Annotated in this window: 26 protein-coding genes; 8 read left to right on the top strand and 18 right to left on the bottom strand. The window is 46.7% G+C overall.

All coding sequences use genetic code 11. From position 1 onward, the window contains the following. The first annotated feature begins 39 nt into the window (after positions 1-39). From VNQ80_RS02965 to lysA, 5 genes are all read left to right on the top strand, one after another. Positions 40-927 (top strand): flavin reductase family protein, encoded by an 888-nt coding sequence (locus tag VNQ80_RS02965; protein ID WP_325635959.1) that lies wholly within the window; start codon positions 40-42, stop codon positions 925-927. A 119-nt stretch (positions 928-1,046) separates the two neighbouring features. Beyond that, positions 1,047-2,114: a 3-phosphoserine/phosphohydroxythreonine transaminase gene (gene serC, locus VNQ80_RS02960; RefSeq protein ID WP_325635958.1), complete on the top strand. Its 1,068-nt coding sequence runs from the start codon at positions 1,047-1,049 to the stop codon at positions 2,112-2,114. Between the two features lie 11 nt (positions 2,115-2,125). Further along, positions 2,126-3,073, top strand: a complete 948-nt coding sequence (locus VNQ80_RS02955) for a D-2-hydroxyacid dehydrogenase (RefSeq protein WP_325635957.1) — start codon at positions 2,126-2,128, stop codon at positions 3,071-3,073. Positions 3,074-3,172: 99 nt separating this feature from the next. Next, positions 3,173-4,486, top strand: a complete 1,314-nt coding sequence (locus tag VNQ80_RS02950; RefSeq protein ID WP_325635956.1) for an aspartate kinase — start codon at positions 3,173-3,175, stop codon at positions 4,484-4,486. 24 nt (positions 4,487-4,510) lie between these two features. Next, on the top strand, positions 4,511-5,680 hold the full coding sequence (gene lysA / locus VNQ80_RS02945; protein ID WP_325636052.1) for a diaminopimelate decarboxylase: 1,170 nt from the start codon (positions 4,511-4,513) through the stop codon (positions 5,678-5,680). Positions 5,681-5,698: 18 nt separating this feature from the next. Here the strand turns inward: lysA and VNQ80_RS02940 are convergent, their stop codons facing one another. The 5 genes from VNQ80_RS02940 to rnhA form a co-directional block, all read right to left on the bottom strand. Next, complete coding sequence (locus VNQ80_RS02940) at positions 5,699-6,319, bottom strand: response regulator transcription factor (RefSeq protein WP_325635955.1); 621 nt, start codon at positions 6,317-6,319, stop codon at positions 5,699-5,701. A gap of 34 nt (positions 6,320-6,353) precedes the next feature. Next, the gene (locus tag VNQ80_RS02935) at positions 6,354-7,121 is read right to left on the bottom strand and encodes a sensor histidine kinase (protein ID WP_325635954.1); all 768 of its coding nucleotides are present in this window, start codon (positions 7,119-7,121) and stop codon (positions 6,354-6,356) included. A gap of 22 nt (positions 7,122-7,143) precedes the next feature. After that, positions 7,144-7,797, bottom strand: coding sequence for a hypothetical protein (locus tag VNQ80_RS02930; protein ID WP_325635953.1), 654 nt, complete (start codon positions 7,795-7,797; stop codon positions 7,144-7,146). A gap of 63 nt (positions 7,798-7,860) precedes the next feature. Next, positions 7,861-8,364, bottom strand: a complete 504-nt coding sequence (locus VNQ80_RS02925; RefSeq protein WP_325635952.1) for a hypothetical protein — start codon at positions 8,362-8,364, stop codon at positions 7,861-7,863. A 90-nt stretch (positions 8,365-8,454) separates the two neighbouring features. Beyond that, positions 8,455-8,913, bottom strand: coding sequence for a ribonuclease HI (gene rnhA / locus VNQ80_RS02920; protein WP_325635951.1), 459 nt, complete (start codon positions 8,911-8,913; stop codon positions 8,455-8,457). Positions 8,914-8,983: 70 nt separating this feature from the next. On the opposite strand from rnhA, the gene VNQ80_RS02915 reads away from it, so the two are divergent. Continuing rightward, positions 8,984-9,667 (top strand): SIR2 family NAD-dependent protein deacylase, encoded by a 684-nt coding sequence (locus VNQ80_RS02915; RefSeq protein WP_325635950.1) that lies wholly within the window; start codon positions 8,984-8,986, stop codon positions 9,665-9,667. On the opposite strand, the gene VNQ80_RS02910 is transcribed toward VNQ80_RS02915, so the two are convergent. Together VNQ80_RS02910 and gdhA are read right to left on the bottom strand one after the other, a co-directional pair. Beyond that, positions 9,664-9,912, bottom strand: a complete 249-nt coding sequence (locus tag VNQ80_RS02910) for a hypothetical protein (protein WP_325635949.1) — start codon at positions 9,910-9,912, stop codon at positions 9,664-9,666. The genes VNQ80_RS02915 and VNQ80_RS02910 overlap by 4 nt on opposite strands. 9 nt (positions 9,913-9,921) lie before the next feature. Next, positions 9,922-11,253, bottom strand: a complete 1,332-nt coding sequence (gene gdhA, locus VNQ80_RS02905; protein WP_325635948.1) for an NADP-specific glutamate dehydrogenase — start codon at positions 11,251-11,253, stop codon at positions 9,922-9,924. A 401-nt stretch (positions 11,254-11,654) separates the two neighbouring features. Between gdhA and VNQ80_RS02900 the strand changes: the two genes are divergently transcribed. Further along, on the top strand, positions 11,655-12,302 hold the full coding sequence (locus tag VNQ80_RS02900; RefSeq protein ID WP_325635947.1) for a DNA alkylation repair protein: 648 nt from the start codon (positions 11,655-11,657) through the stop codon (positions 12,300-12,302). 73 nt (positions 12,303-12,375) lie between these two features. On the opposite strand, the gene VNQ80_RS02895 is transcribed toward VNQ80_RS02900, so the two are convergent. The 11 genes from VNQ80_RS02895 to VNQ80_RS02845 form a co-directional block, all read right to left on the bottom strand. After that, complete coding sequence (locus VNQ80_RS02895; RefSeq protein ID WP_325635946.1) at positions 12,376-13,629, bottom strand: sulfate adenylyltransferase subunit 1; 1,254 nt, start codon at positions 13,627-13,629, stop codon at positions 12,376-12,378. Between the two features lie 49 nt (positions 13,630-13,678). Continuing rightward, positions 13,679-14,569, bottom strand: coding sequence for a sulfate adenylyltransferase subunit CysD (gene cysD, locus VNQ80_RS02890; RefSeq protein ID WP_325635945.1), 891 nt, complete (start codon positions 14,567-14,569; stop codon positions 13,679-13,681). Between the two features lie 83 nt (positions 14,570-14,652). Continuing rightward, on the bottom strand, positions 14,653-15,354 hold the full coding sequence (locus VNQ80_RS02885) for a phosphoadenylyl-sulfate reductase (protein WP_325635944.1): 702 nt from the start codon (positions 15,352-15,354) through the stop codon (positions 14,653-14,655). Then, complete coding sequence (locus VNQ80_RS02880; RefSeq protein WP_325635943.1) at positions 15,351-15,950, bottom strand: bifunctional precorrin-2 dehydrogenase/sirohydrochlorin ferrochelatase; 600 nt, start codon at positions 15,948-15,950, stop codon at positions 15,351-15,353. Before VNQ80_RS02880 ends, VNQ80_RS02885 begins: the two co-directional genes overlap by 4 nt. After that, on the bottom strand, positions 15,947-16,711 hold the full coding sequence (cobA, locus tag VNQ80_RS02875) for a uroporphyrinogen-III C-methyltransferase (protein WP_325635942.1): 765 nt from the start codon (positions 16,709-16,711) through the stop codon (positions 15,947-15,949). Before cobA ends, VNQ80_RS02880 begins: the two co-directional genes overlap by 4 nt. A 44-nt stretch (positions 16,712-16,755) precedes the next feature. Beyond that, positions 16,756-18,864, bottom strand: a complete 2,109-nt coding sequence (locus VNQ80_RS02870; protein ID WP_325635941.1) for a HEPN domain-containing protein — start codon at positions 18,862-18,864, stop codon at positions 16,756-16,758. A gap of 353 nt (positions 18,865-19,217) precedes the next feature. Beyond that, positions 19,218-20,411, bottom strand: coding sequence for a clostripain-related cysteine peptidase (locus VNQ80_RS02865; protein WP_325635940.1), 1,194 nt, complete (start codon positions 20,409-20,411; stop codon positions 19,218-19,220). A 6-nt stretch (positions 20,412-20,417) separates the two neighbouring features. Beyond that, a complete protein-coding gene (locus VNQ80_RS02860; protein WP_325635939.1) occupies positions 20,418-21,614 on the bottom strand; it encodes a hypothetical protein in 1,197 nt (398 codons plus the stop codon). A gap of 7 nt (positions 21,615-21,621) precedes the next feature. After that, positions 21,622-22,533 carry a FimB/Mfa2 family fimbrial subunit gene (locus VNQ80_RS02855; RefSeq protein WP_325635938.1) on the bottom strand — a complete coding sequence of 304 codons (912 nt, stop codon included), beginning with the start codon at positions 22,531-22,533 and terminating at the stop codon, positions 21,622-21,624. A gap of 108 nt (positions 22,534-22,641) precedes the next feature. After that, positions 22,642-24,267 (bottom strand): Mfa1 family fimbria major subunit, encoded by a 1,626-nt coding sequence (locus tag VNQ80_RS02850; RefSeq protein ID WP_325635937.1) that lies wholly within the window; start codon positions 24,265-24,267, stop codon positions 22,642-22,644. A 75-nt stretch (positions 24,268-24,342) separates the two neighbouring features. Continuing rightward, positions 24,343-25,026 (bottom strand): DUF3575 domain-containing protein, encoded by a 684-nt coding sequence (locus VNQ80_RS02845; RefSeq protein WP_325635936.1) that lies wholly within the window; start codon positions 25,024-25,026, stop codon positions 24,343-24,345. Between the two features lie 481 nt (positions 25,027-25,507). On the opposite strand from VNQ80_RS02845, the gene VNQ80_RS02840 reads away from it, so the two are divergent. After that, positions 25,508-25,903 carry a hypothetical protein gene (locus VNQ80_RS02840; protein WP_325635935.1) on the top strand — a complete coding sequence of 132 codons (396 nt, stop codon included), beginning with the start codon at positions 25,508-25,510 and terminating at the stop codon, positions 25,901-25,903. Positions 25,904-25,905: the final 2 nt, after the last annotated feature.

Genomic DNA, 25,905 nt, shown 5'->3' with positions numbered 1-25,905 from the left:
TTATTCTCTGATTGAACCCGATAATGCTGGCAGTGTAAAATGACGAAAACCATCGATCCACATACCCACCCGCAGTTTGACAGCCTGCTCAAATGGGCCATCGCACCGCGACCTATTTGTTTTGCAAGCACTGTTAACAAATCCGGTAAGGTGAATCTGAGCCCCTTTAGTTATTTCAACCTCATGTCGCATCGTCCGCCTATCTGCGTGTTTTCTCCGCTGCGCCGCATGCGAGACGGCAGTACAAAACACACACTCGAGAATATTGCGGAGGTACCCGAAGTTGTGATCAATATTGTCAACTACGCTATGGTGTACCAGCAGTCGCTTGCGAGTACCGAATACCCGAGAGAAGTAGATGAATTCGCTAAATCGGGATTCACCCCGCTTGCGTCCGAACTGATAACACCCCCACGTGTGAGTGAGTCGCCCGTGCAATTGGAATGCCGGGTACGTCAGGTCATTGAATTGTCCGAGGTACCCGGTGCCGGGAACCTGGTACTGGCTGAGGTGATGCGGATGCATGTGCATGACGCGCTACTGGATGAAGAAGGGCAGATGGATCAGGCAGCACTCGATCTGGTGGCCCGACTCGGTGGCAATTGGTATTGCCGTGTTACAGTTGCCAACCTGTTTGAAGTGGCCAAACCCTTGCGGAACCGCGGAATGGGTGTTGACCAACTGCCGCAGCATATCCGCTTATCGCCGGTGCTCACCGGCAATCACTTGGGGCAATTGGGGAATGTTGACAGACTTCCCTCAGAAGATGAGGTAGATGTGCTGCGGGGAGACCCTGAAATCCGGGAAATGCTGGATGCTTTTATCGGCGACAAGGCCACGCTTCAGATCCACTTGCACCGGAAGGCAGCAGCACTGCTCGACGACGGTGAAGTAGTGAAAGCATGGAGAACGTTGTTGTTGATTTAACAACATTCGTTTATCATTGAATTATTCGCAACGTAGTATGAGAATTGTTGAATGAATTTCAATAAATAATTCTTATTTTTGCGGCAAATTAAAAGAATACACCTCTCAGATCAAATAACATGAAGCATAATTTTGGAGCGGGGCCGTGCATATTGCCCCAAGAAGTTTTTCAGGAAGCCTCCCAAGCCGTATTGAATTTTAATGATACCGGATTGTCGATCTTGGAAATATCGCACCGCAGCAAAGAATTTGAAGCTGTGATGATTGAAACCGAGCAATTGATGCGTGAGCTGCTTTCGGTACCGCAGGGGTACGCAGTCGTTTTCCTTCAGGGAGGGGCTAGTACACAGTTTGCAATGGTACCCATGAACCTACTTCCCGAAGGGGGAAAAGCAGCCTATCTCGACACGGGTACGTGGTCGAGCAAAGCGGTCAAGGAAGCGAAGAAAATAGGCAATGTAGAGGTCGTGGCATCTTCCGCAGACGCGAATTATAACTACGTACCCAAGAACTACGAGGTGCCGTCTGATGTGGCATACCTGCACTATACGAGTAACAATACAATTTTCGGAACGGAAGTCTTCGAAGCTCCTAAGACCAATGTACCGCTGGTGTCCGATATGTCATCCGACATCTTGAGCCGTAAGATCAACGTGGCGGACCATGGCCTTATTTACGCAGGCTTACAGAAAAATGTAGGGCCGGCTGGTGCAGCGGTGGTAATCGTCAAAGAGGAGTTGTTGGGAAAAACCGGCCGGACATTGCCTACTATTTTTGACTATCAATCACATATCAACGCACAATCCATGTATAATACGCCACCGGTATTTTCCATCTACGTGGCTATGCTGAATCTCCGTTGGCTGAAGAAAAAAGGCGGAGTATCGGTCATCGAACAGGAAAATATCATTAAGGCGCGTACGCTGTATGACGAAATTGATCGGAACCCCCTGTTTAGAGGAACCGCTCAAGTAGCAGACCGATCCAGGATGAATGTCACATTTGTAACCGAAGACAAAGCACACGAAAGCACCTTCCTGGAATTGGCAAAAGAACGCGGTCTGGTCGGCCTAAAAGGGCATCGGAGCGTCGGTGGCTTCCGCGCTTCGATTTACAATGCGCTGAGTATTACGGGTGTGAATGCATTGGTAGATACCATGCAGGAATTTGAAGAGAAAAATAAATAGATAACCAGAACATGAAGATATTAGCTAATGATGGTATAGATCCTTTGGGCAGGAAAATGCTCGAAGACGCAGGATTTACAGTAGACACAACCCATATACCCCAAGAAGAACTCGCGGAAAAGCTTCCCGCATACGACGCGATTACGGTACGCAGCGCCACCAAAGTACGTAAGGAGCTGATCGATGGATGCCCGAACTTGAAGTTAATCGGCCGGGGTGGGGTAGGGATGGACAACATCGACGTAGCGTACGCACGCTCCAAAGGCATAGCGGTGGTGAATACGCCAGCGGCATCTTCACTATCCGTTGCGGAGTTGGTGTTTGCTCACTTGTTGGGAGGGGTTCGCTTCCTTTACGATTCACAACGGAAAATGCCTGTAGAGGGTGATACGAATTTCGGTGCGCTCAAAAAAGCGTATGCCAAAGGTGTAGAGCTGCGTGGGAAAACGTTGGGAATAATCGGTTTTGGACGGATTGGCCGCGAAACGGCGAAAGTAGGCCTAGGTTTGGGAATGGATGTGATTATAAGCGACTTATTTGAAGCACCAACAAGCCTGCCATTGGAGCTTTCAGGAGGAATAACGGTTGATGTGCCCATCCGCCAGGTACCAACCGAAGAATTACTTCGACAGGCTGATTTCATCTCAATCCACGTTCCTTTTACAGACAAACCGATTATTGGAAGGGCTGAGTTTGACTTGCTGAAAACCGGAGTGGGACTGGTAAACGCCTCGCGGGGTGGCGTAATTGAAGAGCTCGCACTTCTTGAAGCGCTCGACAGCGGTAAGGTTGCGTTTGCGGGTCTGGACGTGTATGACAACGAGCCTACGCCGCGTAAAGAGTTGCTTAACCACCCGAAAATCTCACTTACACCGCATATTGGTGCAGCAACAGGAGAGGCACAGGAGCGGATTGGATCAGAGCTAGCGCAGTTGATCATCGATCACCTCCAAAAATAAATTCAAGGCATGTTTATCCGATTCCTAGGGGGCACTGCTCACCGACTGTCGGTATAGTAGTACCGAACACGGATTGGGGTAATTCAAATCATACCATCGATGAAAGTACTAAAATTCGGGGGAACATCCGTAGGGAGCGCGGATCGTATTAAAGGATTGCTAGATATCATCAATCCTCAAAACCGTCAAATCATCGTATTATCGGCCGTGGCTGGTACGACCAATGCATTAGTGGAAATCTCACAGGCCTACACGGCCGGAGACAAAGACAAGGCGGCGGAACTCATCAGCGCGCTGTACGATAATTACAATAAGCTGCTTTCGGAGCTTTTCACATCAGAAGAGGGGATTCGGAATGGCCAAGAGTTGATCGACTACCATTTCAACTTGATTGCCTCCTTTTCAAATCAACTGTTTACACCTGTTGAAGAAAAAATCATCCTCGCCCAAGGAGAGCTGATTTCGACCACGTTATTCCATTTCCATTTGACAGAGCTGGGTATAAGGTCAAAACTATTGCCCGCCTTGGATTTTATGAAGATAGATGAGGATAATGAGCCGAAAATTGACTTTCTCCGTGAGCAGCTGAATGAATTGTTACTTCAATCTAGTGATCATAACTTCTTTATCACCCAAGGGTATATCTGTCGGAATTCCTTCGGTGAAATCGATAACCTTCGAAGGGGTGGAAGCGATTACACGGCATCGCTCATCGGGGCAGCCATCGGTGCCGATGAAATACAGATATGGACGGATATCGATGGTATGCACAACAACGATCCTCGCATCGTGAAAGGTACTGAGCCCATTGCCCACCTCAGCTTTGATGAAGCAGCTGAGTTAGCGTATTTTGGTGCGAAGATTCTCCATCCGCAAAGTGTTTTCCCGGCACAGCGATTTAACGTGCCGGTGCGGATACTCAATACGATGGCGCCCAACGCGCCCGGTACGCTAATCAGCAAGGACGGTGCTGCCAAAGGTATCGTGCGGTCCATTGCCGCGAAAGATGGTATCACTGCCATTCGTATACACTCATCGCGAATGCTATTGGCTTACGGCTTTCTACGGCGGGTTTTTGAGGTGTTCGAACGTTACAAAACACCAATAGATATGATCACGACATCTGAAGTGGCAGTTTCTTTGACCATAGACGATACGAAATACCTTCATGAAATCGAGCAGGAGCTCCGTGATTTCGGTACCGTAGAAATCGATCGTGATCAAACAATTATCTGTGTGGTGGGTGACTTCGGTTGGGATACCCACGGCTATGCATCGCGTGTATTGGATGCGGTGAAGCATATTCCCGTACGGATGATTTCATATGGTGGTAGCGATTACAACATTTCCTTATTATTGCAAACAGCACACAAGGTCGAATCCCTTCGATCACTGCATAATAGGCTTTTCTAATTAACAAAGTAAATGACCGATATCATGTTTGAACCTGACCGCGTCAACGCATTTACTCCGCAGGAAACGCCTTTCTATTACTATGACATCGCGCTGCTCGAACGGACGTTGGATGCGGCCCGCCAAGCGGCAGACCCCATGGGTTTCCATGTGCATTATGCCCTGAAAGCGAATTTCAACGACCGCTTATTGGAGTGCGTACGGGCGATGGGATTCGGGGCGGACTGCGTAAGCGGAAATGAAGTGCGTAAAGCCATTGAAACGGGATTCGACCCCGGTAAAATTGTGTTTGCCGGCGTGGGTAAATCGGACAAGGAAATTACTTTTGCATTGAGCAAGGACATCTTTGCTTTCAATGTCGAATCGATACAGGAGCTGGAAGTAATCGACGCACTTGCGGCTGCAGATGGAAAAAAAGCCAGGGTAGCCCTTCGTATCAATCCCAATGTGGACGCACACACCCACCAGTATATCACAACCGGCTTGGATGAAAATAAATTTGGTATTGCCCATTGGGAATTGACGGAAGCCATAGAAACGTTAAGACGATGTCTGCACATTGAATTGGTAGGGATCCATTTCCATGTAGGCTCACAGATCACGGATCTTAATGTATTTAAGAGTCTATGCGTGAAGGTCAATGAATTGAACAACTGGTTTGACGAGCGCGGTTTCCGGATAAAGGTGCTCAACGTGGGTGGCGGCTTGGGCGTGGACTATCACGAACCGGATGCGCAATCGATACCCGATTTCAAGGCTTATTTTTCGGTTTTTGACGAGTTCTTGGAGCGGAAACCTGGCCAGGAAGTTCATTTCGAACTTGGCCGAGCTTTGGTGTCACAATGTGGTAGCTTGGTTTCTCGCGTGCTATATGTGAAAAATGGCATCAAGAAAAATTTTCTTATCATCGATGCGGGAATGACGGAACTTATGCGTCCAGCACTGTATCAAGCGTATCACCGAATAGAGAACCTTACAGCGCAGGCGGATGGGGATAGGGACGACGTTGTCCACTATGACGTAGTGGGCCCCATATGCGAAAGTAGCGATTGTTTTGGAAAGGAAGTCCCTCTTCCGACAACCTTTCGGGGTGATCTTATCGCCATACGCACAGCAGGCGCCTACGGTGAAGTAATGGCCTCACGGTATAACCTCCGCCAAGAAATAAGGTACGTATACAGCGACCTGTTATAGCCGGGAAAACATCCACGTTTAACTATTGAGTAATGAAAGCATCTCAGCCGTATTGCGCACTTGCAATTTGTGGAGGATGTTTTTTCGGTGAGTCATCACGGTGTGTACGGACAAAAAAAGCTTGTCTGCGATTTCGTTATTGGTAAGTCCGTTGCTTACCAATGTAATGATTTCCAATTCGCGCGGGGAAAGTTTGAATTTGTTCACGAATTTGTCGTCAAAAAGCTTACTAGGCCCGGCTGCTGCCGAAGCATGGTCGTAATCGTAATGGTTTCTGCCGTTATGGATGCATTTTATGGTGTCAATGAGGTGCTGTGCATCCGAGTCCTTGTGTAGATATCCGTTGATATCTAGCTCGCGGCATTTCGCATAGATGTTTTCGTCGGCATACATGCTTAATACAACGACCTTACAGGGTATTTGATTGTTTTTGATAATGCGAATGGTGTCTGGGCCGTTAAGTATCGGCATATTCAGATCCACTAACACCAGATCAACCGCATCGGTCCGGAGGTACTCAATAAGTTCCCTGCCGTTGTTGCAAATTTTCACAACCGACAATTCTGCATCCGACTGCAAAATGGAAGCGATACCCTCCGACATCAACTTATGGTCATCCGCTATGGCAATCCTTATCATTGGTTAGTCTCTATTCGTTTTGCTGTAGCAACTATTACCGTGGGATGTGCAATAAAACACTGGTCCCATGCCCAGGTGAAGACATAATTTCGATGGACGCTCCGATGAGCTTAACCCTGTCATATATATTGATAAGCCCAGACCCAATCCGCGTTGAATCTGATTCGAACCCTACGCCGTCATCGGTAATCGACAAGGCACAGGCGCCTTCCTCCGCTACTAACTTAACAATTATATGTTTAGCATCCGCATGTTTTAAAATATTGTTGATGCATTCTTGAAATATCCGGCTAATCATCAATCGGCCATGGACAGACGCCGGTTCGCAAAACCCTTCATTTTTGAATGATATTTTAACGATGCCCGCTTTGTGGACTTTATTGAGCTCTTGCTCAATGAAATCGCTGAGCGAATACTGTTCCACCCGATTGATATTGAGGTCGTGAGACAATAGCCGAATATCTTTGATGGCCTGGTCAATTAACTGCGTCACGTCTGCCTTGCGCTGCGTGGTCGGACTGGAAAGATAAAGTTTGATTAATGAAAGCACCTGCCCCACATTATCATGAAGCTCTTGCCCGACATATTTAAGCGTTTCCTCCCGTATTTCCACCTTGGCCTTCAGTACCGCTTGCTCATACTGGGCAATCAATAGCTGTTGTTCTCTGATAGCCTTTATTTTACGCTTTTGGTAAATAATGACCATGAGGAACATAAACACACCGATCAGTGCCAGCATCAGGCTGCCAAATAAGATAGCGATTGCTATTTCGATGTTCGTTGTTTCTATCGAGTCTCCCACGATTCAATATTTCATAGATCGGTTAGTCAGCCTCTCTAGGTGGTTTATGTAGTACTATACCAGCAATATACATGGAATATAATATGAATGCAAATACCCGTAACATCACCGAGCCGAAATATACGTCGTTGACCACAAAGTAAGTCCAAAAAATAATAGTAAGCGTACTGCTCAGGTAAAAGAAGAATATCCCAGTAACAATCCAGAATGTCGCATTTCTGACCGGATTGATGTCGTATTGACGATCGGATTTAACGAGATCGTGAAAATAGAGTAGAGCAAAAACAACCAAAGACACCGACATCGTCGTCCGGGGATAGGTCATTAAAAATGAGATATCTTGGATAAATATCAAATCAATAAAGAAAAACAATAGGTTCAATACCGTACCTACAATAATCACTTTCCGTTTCAGGGGGTGCTGAACTACCCCATGAAACAATGCCCCGAAATACAGAATGTTCATCGGTAGCGCCAAATTGAAGATAAAGTGGTTGGACGAGAGATCTGTAAAAACAAAGGAATACAGGGATGCAAACAGCTGGTAAAGAAATTGGAATAGCAGGAAATAAGGAAACAGTTTCAATACCGGCAGACCGAGATTATGCCGGTGGTAAAACCCAATTACTGCACCCAATAGAACTAAAGCCAATAATACGATGGTAATACTATTCATAGGCTGATATTTCGGCCTTAGCTTAAATTCCCCCTATTGGGTGAGTATCGGGTCGGGCTGTCATCATAGTAATTGGCCTTTGGGCGATGGGGGAGGGCACAAATCCAACTCGTCAGCTGGCAGCCCTGCTCTTGACGGAGCCATGTTAAGGACTACCGGGCCTAATTTCCCTTTGCGCGTTGCCGGTATTGCATCTTTCGGTATATCCAGGCAATCCACGCTATTCTCCATCGTTGGATTTTCAGGATCGGCCGAGCGCGTAGCGACCATAACAGCGGTATGTGCTTTTTTATATTCGGGCTTCTTTAATTTAAACCCCGGGTAATCGTCAGCGATGGCATAGTAAAAGCGTACCCCATCGGCCTTGTTGATTTTCAATAACTCGAGGAGCGCCTCTTTACTCACCCAAAATGAACGAGGCTCCTCCACTTTCTTACCCAACTCTTTGCTCCGTTTCCTTGCTGCGGGCGCACCCCGCTGTTTCTCGTACGCATTGACCATCTGCTGTGCCAACTCTACGGGAATAAGATTCAATCTACTTTTCTTTTGAATGGTTGTACTTTTCATAATCCGATTCTGATAAAAAACTTATTATTAGTATGTTACAAACATCGCAAAAAACCAATGTAACGACAATACACCAAAATAGGTATTTTATCAGGCATTTCCCATTTCGAAAGCGCTATCGATTTTCCAATGTACAGCATCCTGAGCGGCTTGCACGGCTAAGCGGTCGCAGCGCTCATTTTCCGGATGGCCCGCATGTCCTTTTACCCAAATGAACCGGACGTTATGCAATTTGTAAGCGGTCAGAAAACGCATCCAAAGATCACGGTTTTTCTTGCCAGCAAACCCTTTTCGTACCCATCCGTGTACCCAACCTTTTTCTACAGCGTCAACAACATACTTCGAGTCTGAATAGACGGTGACGTGCTGATTTGGCTTTTTAAGTGCTTCTAGGCCTTTGATTACGGCCATCAATTCCATTCGATTGTTTGTTGTCTTACGGAACCCTTCGGACAGCTCCTTATAGTGGGGCCCCGATCGCAGAATGGTACCATAGCCACCTGGGCCCGGATTGCCGCTTGATGCGCCGTCTGTATATAGTTCGATCATCGGTCCAAAGGTAATCCATTCATATCGGAATCGCCCGGTAGATCGGCTAAAAATTGCTTATTTTGCGCCCATGGAACACATCGTTGTATTTACGGGGGCTGGCATTTCGGCGGAGAGCGGTCTCAAGACGTTCAGGGGCGATGATGGATTGTGGGAAGGATATCGTGTGGAAGACGTCGCAACGCCGGAAGCATGGCAACGCAATCCGGCTCAAGTCCAGGCATTTTATAACGTGCGTCGGAAATCGGTACTGGCTGCCCAGCCTAATGCCGCACACCTTGCGTTGGCAGCGCTTCAACGGACGAAACCAGTGACAATCATTACGCAGAATATCGACGACCTGCATGAGCGTGCTGGGTCGACCGGTGTCGTGCATCTACACGGCCTGATTACGAAATCACAATCGAACATTAACCCTACGCTTACCTATCCCATCACAGGAAGTGAGATCGCGATGGGGGAGCGCTGCGAACTAGGCAGTCCATTGCGGCCGCATGTCGTATGGTTTGGCGAACCCGTTCCAGCCATGGGCGAGGCGATACGGATTTGCCGGCAAGCCTCGGTTTTCCTTATCGTTGGAACATCGCTACAGGTTTACCCCGCTGCAGGCCTCGTGGAAGAGGTGCCCGCTCAAACAAAAATTTATGTGATAGATCCGCACGCCTCCCAACTCCCCATCGCAAGGGCAGCCAATTACATTGACCAACAAGCGACGGTAGGCGTCCCTAACGTCGTTGAGGAGTTGATGGCTTAGTATTCATGTCTTTTGTAAGCCTCCACAAAGCACTTCCGCATCTCGTCGAAACGCGCCGAGACCGATTTGGTGAACTCCGCGTCGACGAGCTGGAATAACCCGTCGATCCCATCGGTCACATCGGCCTCGGCGATCTTATAAATTTGTTCGAGTGTACCCTGCTCAAATTTGATAATGAACTTTTGGTTCATTGCAAAGAATGTGATCTTGAAGTCAGGGTGGGGAAGTTCAGCTATGGTTCGCATATGCGGTTTCTAGACATACCCTTGGGCTTTCATCGCTGTGGCCACTTTAACGAAGCCCCCAATGTTGGCACCCCTCATATAGTTGATTACGCCGTTTTTGTCCTTTCCATAATGTACGCAAGTATCGTGGATTTCCTGCATGATTTTTTTGAGTTTGCTATCCACTTTATCGAAAGCCCATTGCTGTCCAATCCGGTTTTGCGACATCTCAAGGCCAGACACAGCAACACCACCGGCATTTGCTGCTTTACCAGGTGCGAAAAGAATCTTGGCCTTCATTATCGCTTTTACGGCAAGCTCTGTACAGGGCATATTCGCACCTTCTGCAATACACATACAACCTCCTTTCAGCAGTTGTTTGACGTCCTGCTCATCAAGTTCATTCTGTGTAGCGCAAGGTAGCGCAATATCACAAGCAAACTGCCACGGTTTTTTGTCAGGGTGATATTCTGCAGGAAAGCGGTTTGTGTATTCCTTAAGGTTACGTTTAAGTGAATTCACATAATCCAATTTTTCTTGGGAGAAACCATGTTCATCATAAATGGTGCCGTTGCTGTTGGAGATGGTGATTACTTTGGCACCAAGCGATATCGCTTTGAGCGCAGCATAGTAAGCCACATTGCCCGCACCAGATATCGCTACCGTTTTGCCTTTAAGCGAGTCTTGTGTTTCATAGAGCATGCGCTCAACAAAATAAAGCAAGCCGAAACCCGTTGCCTCCGGCCGAATGAAACTTCCACCCCAAGCAGGGCCTTTGCCGGTCAAAACCCCGGTGAAATTATTCCGAATCCGCTTATACTGCCCGAACAGGTAGCCAATTTCCCGCTCCCCAACGCCGATATCTCCCGCTGGCACATCCGTATCTGCTCCGATGTGGCGATAAAGTTCGGTCATGAAGCTTTGGCAGAAGCGCATAATTTCACTGTCTGATTTATCCCGCGGATCGAAATCGGCACCGCCTTTTCCAGCCCCTAGTGGGAGACCAGTAAGGCTATTTTTAAATGTTTGCTCAAATGCGAGGAACTTCAATACACTGAGATTAACGGTAGGGGAGAAACGCAATCCGCCCTTATAAGGCCCTAGGGCACTGTTCATTTGGACACGGTAACCGCGGTTTATTTGCACGGTGTTTGAGTCGTCCAGCCATACTACGCGGAAGGAAACGGTCCGTTCAGGCTCCGTAATCCGTTCGAAAAGCTTACACGCAATCAAATCGCTAGCGTGGTTTTCAATATAAGGTATAACGTCTTCGGCAACCTCCTTGACGGCTTGAAGAAATTCCGGTTGATTCGGGTTGCGCACAGTAACATAATCGACGAACGATTCTAAGTAGTTTGGCATACTAATGTAATATAATTTGTAAGAAGCAGGCGAATTTAACGAAAATTTAATTAAAGTCGTTATTTTTTATGAATTTATAACGGCAAATCCCAAATTCATTGAAATTATGTCAAAGTCTTGATACATATACCTGCAGCTAAATACAATCCGTAATCGATAAGAGGGAGGCCCTATTTATCTATTTAACATAACGTCAATTATAATAAGAAAGCGCCGGTATGTATACGTGCTTCCTAAATGATATTAAGTTAGATAATTACGTGCTGATCGCCCTTACAGGTTATTCATATTTTTTTTTGCCTTAAGCAATAGAAAAATAGAAATAATATATTTGCTATAAATCGTGGATGACTATTTAGGATCAGAATTATTTATTTTGTTTCTAAAAACAAAAGATTGATATGAAACGCTCTTCACAAGCAGAAAGTATCTTGGCTCAAATCAATATTAAAACGAAGCTGGGAGATTTGCGAAAGATTGCGAGTAAGATAAAAAAAGACCACGAATTGGCTTTGGAACTTTGGTCAACAGGACAATTTTTACCCCGGCAGTTGGCAATTTTGATCATGGACAAGAAACAATTTTCTCAAAAACTTATTGACAATTTAGATAACGACATTCAGCAACATAATGGAGATGAAAGACTCCATTTGATTGATTGGTTAATGGCAAACCAGCTTTCCAAAGACAAAAAAAATATCTCATTAATGGAAACTTGGGAAAATAGCCAATCTTCACTACAAAGACGAGTCTTTTGGTATTATCAAGCTCGTTTACGTTGGGTTGGACAAACACCGCCGCCAAACAGTGAAGAATTACTTTCTAAAATTGAAACACGTATTGAAAAAGAAGTACCGGAAGTACAATGGGCAATGAATTATACCACGGCTCAGATCGGAATTTTTGAAGAAAAATATCGTTCAAGATGCGTTGCACTTGGAGAACGTACAGGGCTGTATAAAAATGAAATAGTTGCTAAAAATTGTACGCCCAACTTTTTACCCAAATTAATAGCCATACAAGTTGCTAAACTGAATAAAAAAGAATAGCCACAATACCGTAAGCTGAACAAGCCAGGTCAACCGGTACGCGGCTATCAAATCATAAACAATAATTCGGGTCTCAATGATCGACCGGTTCGCTTATCATCAAGGCAGCCACCGTTAGGTTATTTCGCGTATCAATAAGGATTGCGCCGCCGTTTGCTTTGTTGAACGCATAACGGTCGAATGCCAACGGATCGGCACATTTAAACTGGATTCTGCCGATGTCATTCAATCCGAAGCCGTCGCTCGCTGTTCTTTCCAGTGTTTCAATATCAATGCGATAAACGATGTCCTGTATCTTCACTTTGGTCGTTTTCCCATGTTGCTGTAACAGATAGGTTTGATTGACGTCTAGCGGCCTGGTATCCATCCAGCAAATATCGGACTCGAAACTTTGGGATAATACTGGCTGTTCACCGGCTTTCACAAGCATATCACCACGGCTGATATCGATGTCATCTGCCAAATGGATAATTACCGATGCGCCGCTTTCGGCAGTTGTTAGGCTTTCCGAAGCCAATTCGATACGCGTAATGGTACTGGCCACTCCAGATGGCAATGCAACAATTCGGTCTCCTACTGCAAAAGAACCACCAACAACACGGCCCGCATAGCCTCGGTAGTCTGGCAGTTCCGCCGTTTGCGGCCGGATAACCCATTGAACGGGAAAACGGGCCTGTTGGACTTCGGGCTGCTGGTTGACTTCAACGGTCTCGAGGAATTCCAATAACGGCTTTCCATCGTACCATGGTGTATTCGGCGACCGCATAGCAATATTATCGCCTTTCAATGCACTGACCGGGATATAGTCCACCTGGGTACTATTCATGTTTTTTGTCAACCGCTCGTAATCAGCCTGGATTTTGTCAAAGACCGCTTTATCGTAATCGACCATATCCATTTTATTGATACAAACAAGGATATTGGGAATGGCCAACAGCGATACCAAGAATGAATGTCTCCGAGTCTGCTCTACAACTCCTTTCCTGGCATCGATTAAGATAATTGCCAGGTCCGCATTAGACGCACCGGTAACCATATTACGGGTGTACTGGATGTGCCCGGGTGTATCGGCAATGATGAATTTACGTTTCTCAGTATGAAAGTATTTATAAGCTACATCAATGGTGATACCCTGTTCGCGCTCCGCTTTTAAACCATCTGTTAAGATAGCTAGGTCCAGTGTGCCATCGTCGTTTTTTCTATTGGCGCGCTGGATAGCCTCCAGTTGGTCATCTAATATGGAGTCGGTATCGTACAACAGTCTACCGATTAACGTGCTTTTTCCGTCGTCTACACTACCTGCTGTTATGAATTTTAATAGATCCATGTTGGATTTTCTTTTTTTTGTGTGATTTCTACTACTGTCAGGTCGTCGATTAAAAATAACCACCTTTTTTCCGGTCTTCCATAGCCGCTTCCGATACCCTATCGTCCATCCTAGCTCCACGCTCACTGATGTTAGACAATTGTATTTCTTCGATAATATCATCGATATGGTACGCTTCAGATGGTACCGCAGCTGTGCAGGTCATGTCTCCAACTGTTCGAAATCGAACCTTACGCCGTTCCACTACGTCTTCATGGTCGATGCTCAGGTGTTCGGTAGCCGTCATCAATTGCCCATTGCGAGTGATGACATCCCGTTCATGCGAAAAATAGATGGATGGCAAATTGATGTTTTCCCTACGAATATAATTCCACACATCCAATTCCGTCCAGTTACTGATTGGAAAGACCCGTACGTTCTCGCCCTTGTGAATGCGTCCGTTATAGATATTCCACAATTCGGGACGCTGGCGTTTGGGGTCCCATTGCCCAAATTCGTCCCTAACGGAAAATATACGCTCTTTTGCCCGGGCCTTCTCTTCGTCACGCCGTGCACCACCGATACAAGCGTCGAAACCATACTCGGCAATGGTATCCAATAGTGTGGTGGTTTGCAGTTGGTTACGGCTAGCATTCTTTCCTTTTTGTTCAATCACTTTGCCGGCATCTATACTGTCTTGTACGTAACCGACAATCAGTTCCTCCTGCAGTTCTGCTATCAATGCATCCCGAAAAGCAATTGTTTCGGGAAAGTTGTGGCCGGTATCGATATGCACCAACGGGAAAGGGAACTTACCGGGTCTGAACGCCTTTTTTGCTAAGTGCACCAGCGTAATAGAATCCTTCCCGCCCGAAAACAACAATGCCGGTTTTTCGAACTGGCCCGCCACTTCCCGCAAAATATATATGGCCTCAGCCTCTAGATGGTCTAAATAATCCATTTTTGTCGTTTTCTATTATTTTCTCTATCGTCGTTATTAACTCAATCAATTCTTAAATGCTCATCAATCTAACCACCATCCGATCAAGTGGCATGCAAGCCACATTCCTTTTTACTTTTGTCTTCCCACCACCAACGGCCCGCTCGAAAGTCTTCCCCCTCTCCCACTGCCCGTGTACAAGGGGCGCAACCGATACTTGGAAACCCTTTATCATGCAGTGGGTTGTAAGGGATTTGATGCTTCTTTGCATAATCCCAAACCTCATCTTCCGACCAATGATAAATGGGGTGAAACTTGATAAGATCGTGGCCGCTATCCCATTCAACTTGGGCCATGCCTTGCCGATTGTCGGATTGGGAACCCCTGATTCCTGTTATCCAACAGGCGGCACCTTCCAAGGCCCGCTGGAGTGGCTCTATTTTACGTATATGGCAACATTCCTTCCTGTTTTCAACCGATTCATAAAAACTAGCAGGACCCTTTTGGCTGATCAACTGCTCCACCGCCTGGGTATCCGGAAAGTAAGCTTCAATCTTTTTTTGATAAACCTCCAATGTACGGTTCCATACATAATATGTTTCGCGGAACAGCCGACCTGTTTCGAGCGTAAAAACCCGAATCGGCAAATTATTGGTGAAGATCATGTGTGCGATGACTTGATCTTCTATTCCGAAGCTCGTGGAAAAAACCACGCGGCCGGGAAAACGATCGGCCAGTGAAGCCAACGCGTCCGATATGGACTTCCCCGCTACGAGCGTAGCAATTTCAGTTGTCAGTGCATTCATTTTTTTTCCTGTGAAGCAAGCAAAGATACGGTGTGTGCATTTAGCGTTCTAACCTTGTCGGTAAAATCGCCTTTCAGTAGGTCTCGAAGCTGATTCATATAGGTCAGCGTTTCGTCGATTTCCTCAGGCAATGCTTCATTCAATAGCTCTTTGAGTCGCTTTGCAATTGTGGGCGATTTCCCGTTCGTGGATATCCCAAGTTTCAAATTCCCCTTTTTCACGACAGAACCAAGATAAAAATCACATAAATCCGGTTTGTCTGCCACGTTGATCAATAAATGCCGCTTACGGCTCTCGTTGCGAATATGCACGTTTAGTTCGGCATTATCTGCGGCAACAACCACGATATCTACCCCGTCCAAATCGCCATCCTCGAAAACTCGCTCGTGCAGGACCACCGATGGATAATCACGAACGAACGTTCGTACGGCCGGACTGATTTCTTTCGCGACAATTTTAATGGTCGCACCAGGACTGTTACCAAGGAGCGCAGTAAGTTTTTCCAGCGCCACATTCCCGCCGCCCACAAGGAGCGTGTACAAGCGGTTCAACTGCAGGAAAACCGGAAATAGCTGATTGCTTGGCTTTTCGCTCATACGGCTATTGCATCTTCCCTACCCTGCTTCACCCCATAGTGCTCGTGTTTGGCGACCACTTCGCCGATGATAATCACCGCCGGCGCTCCGATTTGCTGCACGTTAGCCTGCTCAACGATGTAATCCATTGTGCTTAATGCAATTTTCTCATCCGGCAGCGAACCATTCTGGATAACCGCTATCGGCAACTTCCCACGCCCGGCATCCTGATAAATACGGGCAATCTCCGGTAATTTATTCAGCCCCATGAGCACAACCACGGTAGCATCTGTATGGGCTGCTGCATGAATGTCTTTTGAAACCATCCCCGCCGTTGTAGCGCCGGTAATCACCCAAAAGCTTTCGCTTATGCCACGATAGGTTAAAGGAATCCCTTGCAACCCTGCGAGTGCAATGGAACTAGAAATACCGGGTACCACTGCCGTCGGAATATTGTTTTCAGCTGCATAGGCCAATTCCTCCCCTCCTCTTCCAAACACAAAGGGATCACCGCCTTTCAGGCGAACCACGTGCCCATTTGTTTGGGCAAGCTCAACCATCATCTGATTAATTTCCAACTGACTAAATGTATGATGGCTCGCGCGCTTCCCCACAAAGATACGCAATGCATGTTCAGGAGCATAATCGAGCAGCGCTTCATTCACTAAAGCGTCGTATAGAACCACGTCTGCCGTAGCCAGTGCTTTCAACCCCTTCAAACTGATTAGGTCGGTGTCACCCGGCCCCGCTCCCACCAGCGTTATTTTTTGATGTTTGTTCATTTCGTCGTTCAGTTTATTTTGTTTACGCACAGGAAATCCTGCCGTTAACCGTTTATTGCCTCGGGCACCGATCGTTTGGCGATATTTGCCTTGTGAAAGTCGATGGCGTTAGCCAGATACTGTCGCGCAAACGCTTCGGATGGCTCATACTTTTTGATTTCAAGCACCTGATTGGCAAAACCATTTGGTACATCCATGTCGCCAGATTCCACAAAGTGCTTCTCAAAATCGTTGATAATGGCTATTTGGGTGCTACTGTGAATGCCTTTTTCCAGCAGCAACGCTTTAGCTGCACTGATATACATGCTATAGGTATGGTAAATGGCATCGGCAAACGAACCGTTACTATAGCTTTCGTTAGCCCAATCGAGTTTTTCTTCCGCTTCGAAGAGCAATACAGAAACCAAGTCTACAACCACACCTGCGCATTCGCCCACGCCGATTGCCTGCTGGTAGGTCTCTTGGTGGCCCCAATCAACGAACTCTTCTTCCACTAACGTCGTGAGATCGGCCAATGGTTTCAGCATTCGGTAAAAATAGTCCTTGGTTTGGCGCTCAAAGTAGTCATGGAAATACTCAGACGGAAGAGCGTTTGCCGCATAGTCATCCAATAGTAGCCGTACCGCTTGGACAACCCGTTTGGATGGTACCTTAATCACACGTTCTGCCACGCGGCCAAGCCCATCACCTAGCACACCGCCACCCAGCATAACCTGTGCAGCCGGCACGACCTTTCCATCCGCTTTCAATGAGCTACCGTGCAAACCAATATGGGCTATTCCATGCTGTCCGCATGAATTCATACAGCCGCTGATTTTGATTTTCAGGTCCCGATCGTAAACAAGATCCTCATATTCTTCATAGATCAGCCCCTCCAACACCCTAGCCATTTCGGTACTGTTGGAAATACCCAGGTTACATGTATCCGTTCCGGGGCAAGTTGTCACGTCCGCAACGCTGTCGAATCCTGGCTTTGCGAAGTCTATTTTAAGCAGTATGTTGTAGATATGGGGGAGCGACTCTTCGCGAGCGAACTTTAGCAATAACCCCTGGTTTTGCGTTACTCGCAATTCGTCAGCCACATGTCCACGAATACCAGCAAGCAATACCCTTGCTTTCTCAGTAGGCATATCGCCGGTTGGAACCTTAACGTTAATTGCATAGAATCCAGCTTGTTTCTGTTCCCAGACGTTTGTTTTCCGCCATATTTCGTAAGCAATGCTATCAACTACCGGTACTGCCTCTGTTGGAACCAGACTCGGAGGTTCCGGTTGGGGTACCGTATTGCGGTCAATTGCAAATGTCTTCACTTTGGTTGCCATCTGCTCCTCCTCGATCAGCCGCTTCACTTCTTCGAGGCCCAATTTTTGGATAAGGTATTTAAACCTTGCTTTGTTTCGGTTATTCCGCTCACCGTACCTATCAAATGTCCGCAGTACGCTTTCGGAATATGGTATCAGTTGGTCTTCGGGAAGAAACTCATGCACCACATGCCCTGCCATAGGCTGAGCGCCTAATCCTCCACCCAACACCACGCGGAAGCCCCGTTCCTCTTGGCCATCCACGTTGCGGGTCCTTGGGATAAACCCCAGGTCTTGGCCGAAGGCAAACGCGGTATCCCGGGAGCTGGACGAAAAGCCGAACTTGAACTTCCGGCCAAGCTCTTGGCAAATGGGGTTGCGCAGGAAATAGGAAAATGTGGCGTGGGCATATGGCGATACATCAAAAGGCTCGTTGGGGTCGATACCCGCCTCGGGCGATGCAGTGACGTTACGCACCGTATTGCCGCAGGCTTCACGTATCGTTACATCATCCGCTGCCAGCTTCGCCCAAAGTTCGGGTGTGCGGTCCAAGCTTACAAAATGGATTTGAATGTCCTGACGGGTAGTAAAGTGCAGATTCCGAATTGCATATTCATCGGAAATATCGGATATACGGAGCAGTTGCTTGAACGTGACCTTACCGAACGGCAATTTGATCCGCACCATCTGTACGCCAGGTTGCCGTTGTCCGTATATGCCACGGGCAAGCCGCAGGCTTTTGAATTTTTGTTCCGGCAACGATCCGTCACGAAACGCCCTGATTTTGCGCTCAAGTTCAATAATCTCCTTTTCAACGACCGGGTTTTCCAGTTCGGTCCTAAAGCTCTGCATGGATGTTGTTTAGCTAAAAGTAAAAATTAATAAAAACGCACACGATCCTCGCCCCCTGTCAATGCTGCTACCACCTCTTTGTGATGGCATAAGGCGACATCACTGTTTCGACGACAAATATACTTAAAGTATATAGAAATAGTAGTTTTAAAATAAAAAATCCACCTAGTTGTCACACAACATATTGTTAAGCAATCTTTTGGGAACTAAATCATCATTTGTAATATCAGCGCCATATCAATTTATGTAACACCGATGCCTTCGGATAGGCAATGAATTATGGCAAATATTTCCTCACAGCGTTGTTGTTTTTTCGCGCGGCGCTTATAGTTTACTGGCACACACAGGATGGGTTATCTCACTGGTCGTGTTATGGATTGATACCAAGCCAGTTCACGGTATCTTTCATTTAATTTCTGAAACCCTTCTTGCGGGATGTAGGTTGTCAGGCCGCTGTGGCGGTTGATATCGAAACCGCGTTGGCTGGGAATGAATGTCGGCGTTGCGGCCTGGTATACGACGATAGCACTGAATAGGTCGGCCAGTTCATTCATCGCTCCAGTTTCTGTCGTCGTGTGTTGGTAGTAGTCTTCAAAATCAAAGAAAAGCCGATGGGTTGAGTATCGGTCGAAATGCTGTATTTCAGACAAGGCTGCTGGCGGCAGTTCGTTGACGCCCCATCGGTTCACCCAATTTGCCAGCGCGGGCAACTCTTCGGTCTTTGCCACCGTCACGGTAGCCGAACGATAATCTCCGCGTTGCCCGTCCCAGAAGTCGAAATAGGCCTGAGCAAAGCCTATGAGGTCGGCTTCCGGCCGATACAGCATCGGCAATGAGGCTGGGAAGATCGGAGCGAAGCCCGGGGATAAGATTTCGGCTGACGAAGACAAGATGTAATCGGTTTTATCTTTCAGTTCGTAGAGCACCTCTACCCCTGCCATGAAACACGCTTCAAAGGCAATGAAGTTAAAAAAACGATCGGGAATGGCATTGGCGAATTCTTTCAAACCAAGTTCGGTGGTGCCGTCCATGGCTATGGTATAAGTCCGTATGGGAACCAGCCCCATTTGTAGCAAGGCCGCTTCCGGCCGTAAAAGTGCGCCTGTGGGCAACCAACCTGTGGCATGTGAAAACAGGATAAGTCCATAGGAATCTGCGGGAGTAAGTGCTTCCACATCATTTAGTACGGTTTGGAAAGTTTCTGCCGTCGCACTGTTCTGTTCCGGGTAGGTTTTCACCTCACGGATTTTGTTCTCGCCGATCTTGTCTTGGTAAACTTCCAGCAGACGGGGTGTTTCGGTTTCGGTATCCCGGTAAATCACCAAACGGTCATTGCCTCCGGGAAAGCCGAGGCGCAACGCCTCGGTCTTCTCGTCGGCTTCATCCTGTAGATTATTATCTGCCGCCAAGTAATAGAGAATCGTGCGGCTGGGTAGGTCGGGCTCGGGTTCAATGGTGGGATCTTTGCTGCATGACCAACTAAAAAGCACTAGCACGAATGCTACCACGCGGAGACATGAATGATATGTTAAGTAATAACCTTTCATGGTGTATCATTGGCTTTCATTAATGGTGGTAACCGTGTACATTAGCCCTCCGGTACTTTTGGGAACGATGTCGCCGTATTGCGTTAATGAATTGGGGTTCGTAACCTGTGCGGCCTGTGCGGGTTTCACGCCGGTAGCCCCACCGTAAGCACCAAGTGGAATAACAGAAAGTGCTCCGAAAGCTGCCGGCACATCCGCGTGTCCAGCATTCAGAGCGTCGGCAATTGTAATCAGATATCGGCGATTGCGCAACACGGGATACTCCGTATTAGAGTTATTCGGATCCCGAAAGTCTATCCTGTAATACGTCGTGGAAGGCCCCGCACCGTATATTCCGCCAATCACCAGCGCTGTGGCGTTGGCATCATTTATAGGTTGGGCATCGGCCTCAAATAGGTAAATTTCCCGAACCGAATTTTCGCCGCTTGTCTGATATTCCAACGGATTGCTGTTGTTGGTCGGACCACCGACTGGCAAGCTTGGGTTTTGGGCGACACCGCCCACGACCTTGCCGGGTTCTGGAATGATCAACCCGTTTGATTTGCTGTTAAAAACCCAAACCTCAGTAAGCTCGAAATTCGCATTTTCGTCCACCACGACATCCACGCGAGCGAGACTACGCAACAAAGTGACGTCGTCGAGGATGACCTCCCCATTAATACCGTCTTCAATATCATCGGGTTGCCCCCACATCGGCAACGGTGTGAAATCATCGTCGTCAGCAAGCCATTTATCAAGCGGGTCAATCTCATAGACCAGCTCTTGTTGGATATCGTCCGGTGTGGTTATTCCAATCTCAAAGTCAAAAGCATTTATAACGTCACGCGCATTAGCGATGATGACCAGCCGCGTATCCACCACGGTCCTCCAAAGCGTTACTTTGATGTCTACGGTGTTCCCCACGCTGGGCATGATGTCTTTTCCAACTGACCGGTAGCGGAATTTCATATTACCACTGCCGTCATCAGTAAAAACTAATACATCTATGTCTTTAAGGAAATTCTCGTCTGCATCGGACAACGCGTATGTTTTTACACCCTGCGAAGCACTTGGTAATTTTGCAGAAAATGTGAGTGTTACCTCGTCAGAATCGGGCGGTATCGGCTTGAAAGGGCTTTTATGGCAAGCGTTGAGCACGATGCAGAGCAAGCACAGACGTGCCAATCGCCACCTTATACCCCCGTGTTTGTCATAACGTTGCATAATCCTACTAAATCAAGATATAACCATCACTGTATACTTTCCAATTTTCAATATAGATAGTCAGTCCGGCATTGATTCGATACACAATCTCGATGTCAAAACCAGTGGAACATTCCAAATCGATTTCCGGCACACGTTCCAGCAATTCCAGTAAAATCTCGTCGACGACCCTTCGACCTGTGGTTGGATCGATGATCTGCAATCGGGTATAATCGCCTTCGTCTTTCAGTGGCCAATTGACCAACGTTTGTCCCTCGAAGATGCCGCCCTCCTGCTTTAACGGGATATAGATTACGGGGCTTCCCGTTAGGTAGACTTGTCCCATCTCAAACATATACCGTGCAGCGTTTCCTGCAAGCGCAATCCGGTATTGGGTATTGGCTATTCCATCCACTGTGACGTTCAATGTTTTCGTTTGTTGGACCAATGTCATCGAGAGCTCCTGGCCCGGCACCTCGGGCTGCACTGTAAGTGTATCGTGTCCAAGATAAAGCACTTGTTCTGCCGACATCAACGAACCGTCGCGTTGTTCGAGGTAGCTCGATACGGCTACGTCCTGTATATGTGTGACACCTGGAATAAACGGAACGCCATCCAATTGACCCTCGTCGTATCCGGCAACGGCTACGAATTGGTAATGGGCGGGCTCTAAGGATAATTCAATCTGATAATTACTTCCGGTTGGTATGGTATCTACCTGTTGCACAAATCGTCCATGGTGGTCAAATAAAAACACCGATAAGCGATTCAAATCTGTTGGAATGATCGGTTCTTCGGCGCACGCTTCAGAAGGAACAAACACAAAATTAAGGCGTACCAACTGTGGCAGACAAATCTCAAGGTCTTCCTTGATGCAGCCTGCAAAAATCATTGCCCATATGACACAACTATATATCTTAAAATAGGAAATGACTTTCATGAATTGAATTGTCAATCTCTTGCTGGTTTTTTGTAAACAGAGGTCCCTGATTGGATGAGGGACCTCTGTCAGGTTTGTTACTCTATACGATGAAAACTATTAAACAATTTAATACACTTCGTAGTCCTGATCGTCAGTATCCCAGGGACTCAACGTTATTGTTGCACCAAGACCTGTCATCAAGTCAAGTGGGTCAATCTGATCAGTATTCGCAATCGGCAAATGAGGAAGAGGGTCAAGAAGCCACGCGCCGGGGTAGGTAGGTGTGCCTTTACCGTTTGCATATACCACCGACCCAGGCAGATGATCAGGTGCCGTTGTACCGATATAGTTCACACCGGTGACAGTAGCTAAATATACCGTATTTCGAAGGATATTGTAACCTTGCGTGCCTGTTCCGGCATTGCCATCACTTCCCAAAGTTGGGTTGAGGTATATTCGGTAATAGCAGTAGCTATCTTCATAAAAATGGATGTAATGGTCGGAGTCAGTGTTCAATGCATCGTTATCCACCGTTCCGGTAGAACTTCTGGTCGCAAGGTCGGGTGCTAAACCTTCAAAAAAAGCTCCCATTACAAAGTCCCGTGCATCTTCTAAATCGGCAAAATACCGTACACCAATAGCGCTCGTGCCAACTGACTCTCCCGTAAAGACTGCATAAAAACCGCCCGGTATCGGCGCGTTATTATAAGACGAGCCATCGTCAGGTATCTTTCCCGTAGCGGCATCTGCACCTATACGATGTGGTATGAATTGTGCTTTTACACTAACATAAGTTACATCTTGGTGTCGATGGTTTTCAGAAGTGTTTTCCGTGGCGTACCGAATATGCGTAGTCGATGATGATGATATTGCCTCCCTATCTATATTGATATCATTTACCGCGAGGTAATCGTTTTCATCAACAAACTGCAGTTTTTGTATACCCCCGGGGGTACTGGTTGCACCAACAACGGAAATAGAGTCGTTTACATAATTTGGGTCCACCCCACCAACAAGCGGAGATACAAACATTTGGTTGTTACGCTGACCAATAGCAAATTCTAAATTAGAGACAGTTCCGCCATTAACATCCCATGATGCATCATTGCCTGCAGTTATATCACCGTCTCCATCTTCTGCCATTACAATCACCTTTGCAACTAATCTGCTTACACTTACAGGAATATCTTCGCCGTCTGCGTCAACATCGTACTCAACAATAGCCGTATTAAAAAATGCCAATTCTCCCGACCCTGTTGGCAATGCGTTAACCAACTCGTCAATCAAGTCGGTTTGTTGAAATATCTCATTGACGAAATATCCCGTTCTTAGCCTATTCACAATGAAACTTGGTAGATTGATACCAACGTAAACTAATTTAGGTCCTTCCCTTACGTCAAAATCAGCCGTTATGAACTGCGTGCCTCCCGCATTATAAGCAAATTCACCTGCGCCCGGAGGATCTGTAAGAGTTGCTGCCGGGTCGAAGCGATAATAAGTTAATGCATAACTCCCCCCATCTTCATAAATAAATACATCAATGCTATTTGCTACCTTCTCTTCCGAAGTGGCGTAGTTATCCAGATCTCCAGGTGCATACGTACGGATACTATTCGGCACATTAATGGCTAACTTGGTTTTTACTATTCTTCCCTCCGGTTCTACCACATCCGGGCCGTCTCCTCCCGGCTTGTTACAAGCGCCGAGCGCGAGTCCAATCAGCGCAAAGGCTGCATACTGTTTGATTTTCATAAGTAAAAAATTTTAAATGTTTAAAAAATTGATTAATTGAATGTGAATAATTGTTAAGTATCTGATATATAATTATTAGTAAAGTGCATATACAGCAGTTAGGTAGATGATAGAGAGCGACGACTTACCAGGTCCTACATACCTATGCGTACCCGATCCTTTAAAGGCACCACAGGTTTTGCATTCGTAGCTATCATACCATAAATACGAAAAGACCAGCGTAGTGCCTACTTCGCCCCGCCACCGGCCACCCAAGCCGAACTGATTGGCATAGGTAAGCCCCCCGCCGGCCCCCTGACCCTCATAACGTGTAGATTTGGGGTCAGGGAACATACGGAACGGGAGATTAACGCCCCCCACATTGTAATATAGGTAGTGCAACTGTAGGCCAATAAATGATTGTACGTTGATGAACGACCCCCGGAATGTCTCGCCAAACCAAACCCTGAATTCAGGCTGAATCGCTAAGTGCTTAATTTTCTTGTTATCTTTAAATGTCCAGGGATTATAACTCACGGGAATACTCAGGCTGAATCGGTTACCGATATATTGCTCAACTCCTACATTCAATGTGGTGGTGGCCAATTCGGTGACGTTTGTCTTGATGGTTAGCATGGGCGTAACCCAACGACTCCCACCAATCTGCGACAACGAGCCCGGGTAACTCTCCGATGCCAAAGCTGATATACGATGGGTAGAAATGGCTGGCGCGCCGTGCGCAAGCGAGACCTGGGCAAACAGTCGCGGAACCCAAGCCATGCATAATATAAGCAACAGGGAACATACCAGACAACGCTTGCTTACTGGCTGTTGTGGCAATATCAATTCAATGTTCTGTAAACTCGGTTTCGCTAACATGCACTGCGCGGAATCAGGATGAATAAACTGAATGGCGAAAGTATTCGACAGACTTATTAAATTTAGTCGCAGGCCGTCTAAATAGCTAATAAAAGAAAACCGGCGGTTTAATGGTCAAAAGGAAATAGGACTATGCGATGTTTTGCCAAAAAGTAGATGTAATTATCTCTTAATAGTTAATTACCTTGATGCGTTTTTCGTAAGGGGTTAATCAACATAACCGAAACGGTTTTTTTTGGCATCATTTGTGGTAATTGTGTGAATGAATTTTCCATAAGCGATATTCTTTATAAGAGTGTTATTGATGGTAGAATTAAACGCAACGAATATACAGAATATATTCTAAAAACAGCAAGCGTCTTTAGAAATTTCTATTATTGTTATGTCGAATCCGTTAAAGAGAATTAAGGATTATATTGATTTTAAAGGGATTAACATTAGTGCCTTTGAGAAATCAGCGGGATTTTCCAATGGTCTTTTTGGAGGGCAGCTAAAAAGAAACCGGTCGATAGGTATTGATAAATTAGAAAATATACTGAAGGTATATCCCGATCTCAACCCAAACTGGGTGCTTACTGGAAGAGAAAGTATGTTACTGGATCCAAGCGATGACATGGATACCGAATGGAAGTGTAGAGAGCGGCAGATCGCGCACATGCTCAGACATAACCACGACGAAGTCATTGCTTCACTCAACAACATCGTAGCCGCGCAACAGCAAACGATTACTATGTTGGAGCAGCTGATCAAGCAGAACAACGGCTCGGAAACCACATGATG

The organism is Parapedobacter sp. (genome assembly GCF_035556095.1).
In the GTDB taxonomy this organism is placed as follows: Bacteria; Bacteroidota; Bacteroidia; order Sphingobacteriales; family Sphingobacteriaceae; genus Parapedobacter.
Note: the sequence above shows the minus strand (reverse complement) of the source record. Positions and strands in the feature narration are given on the sequence as shown.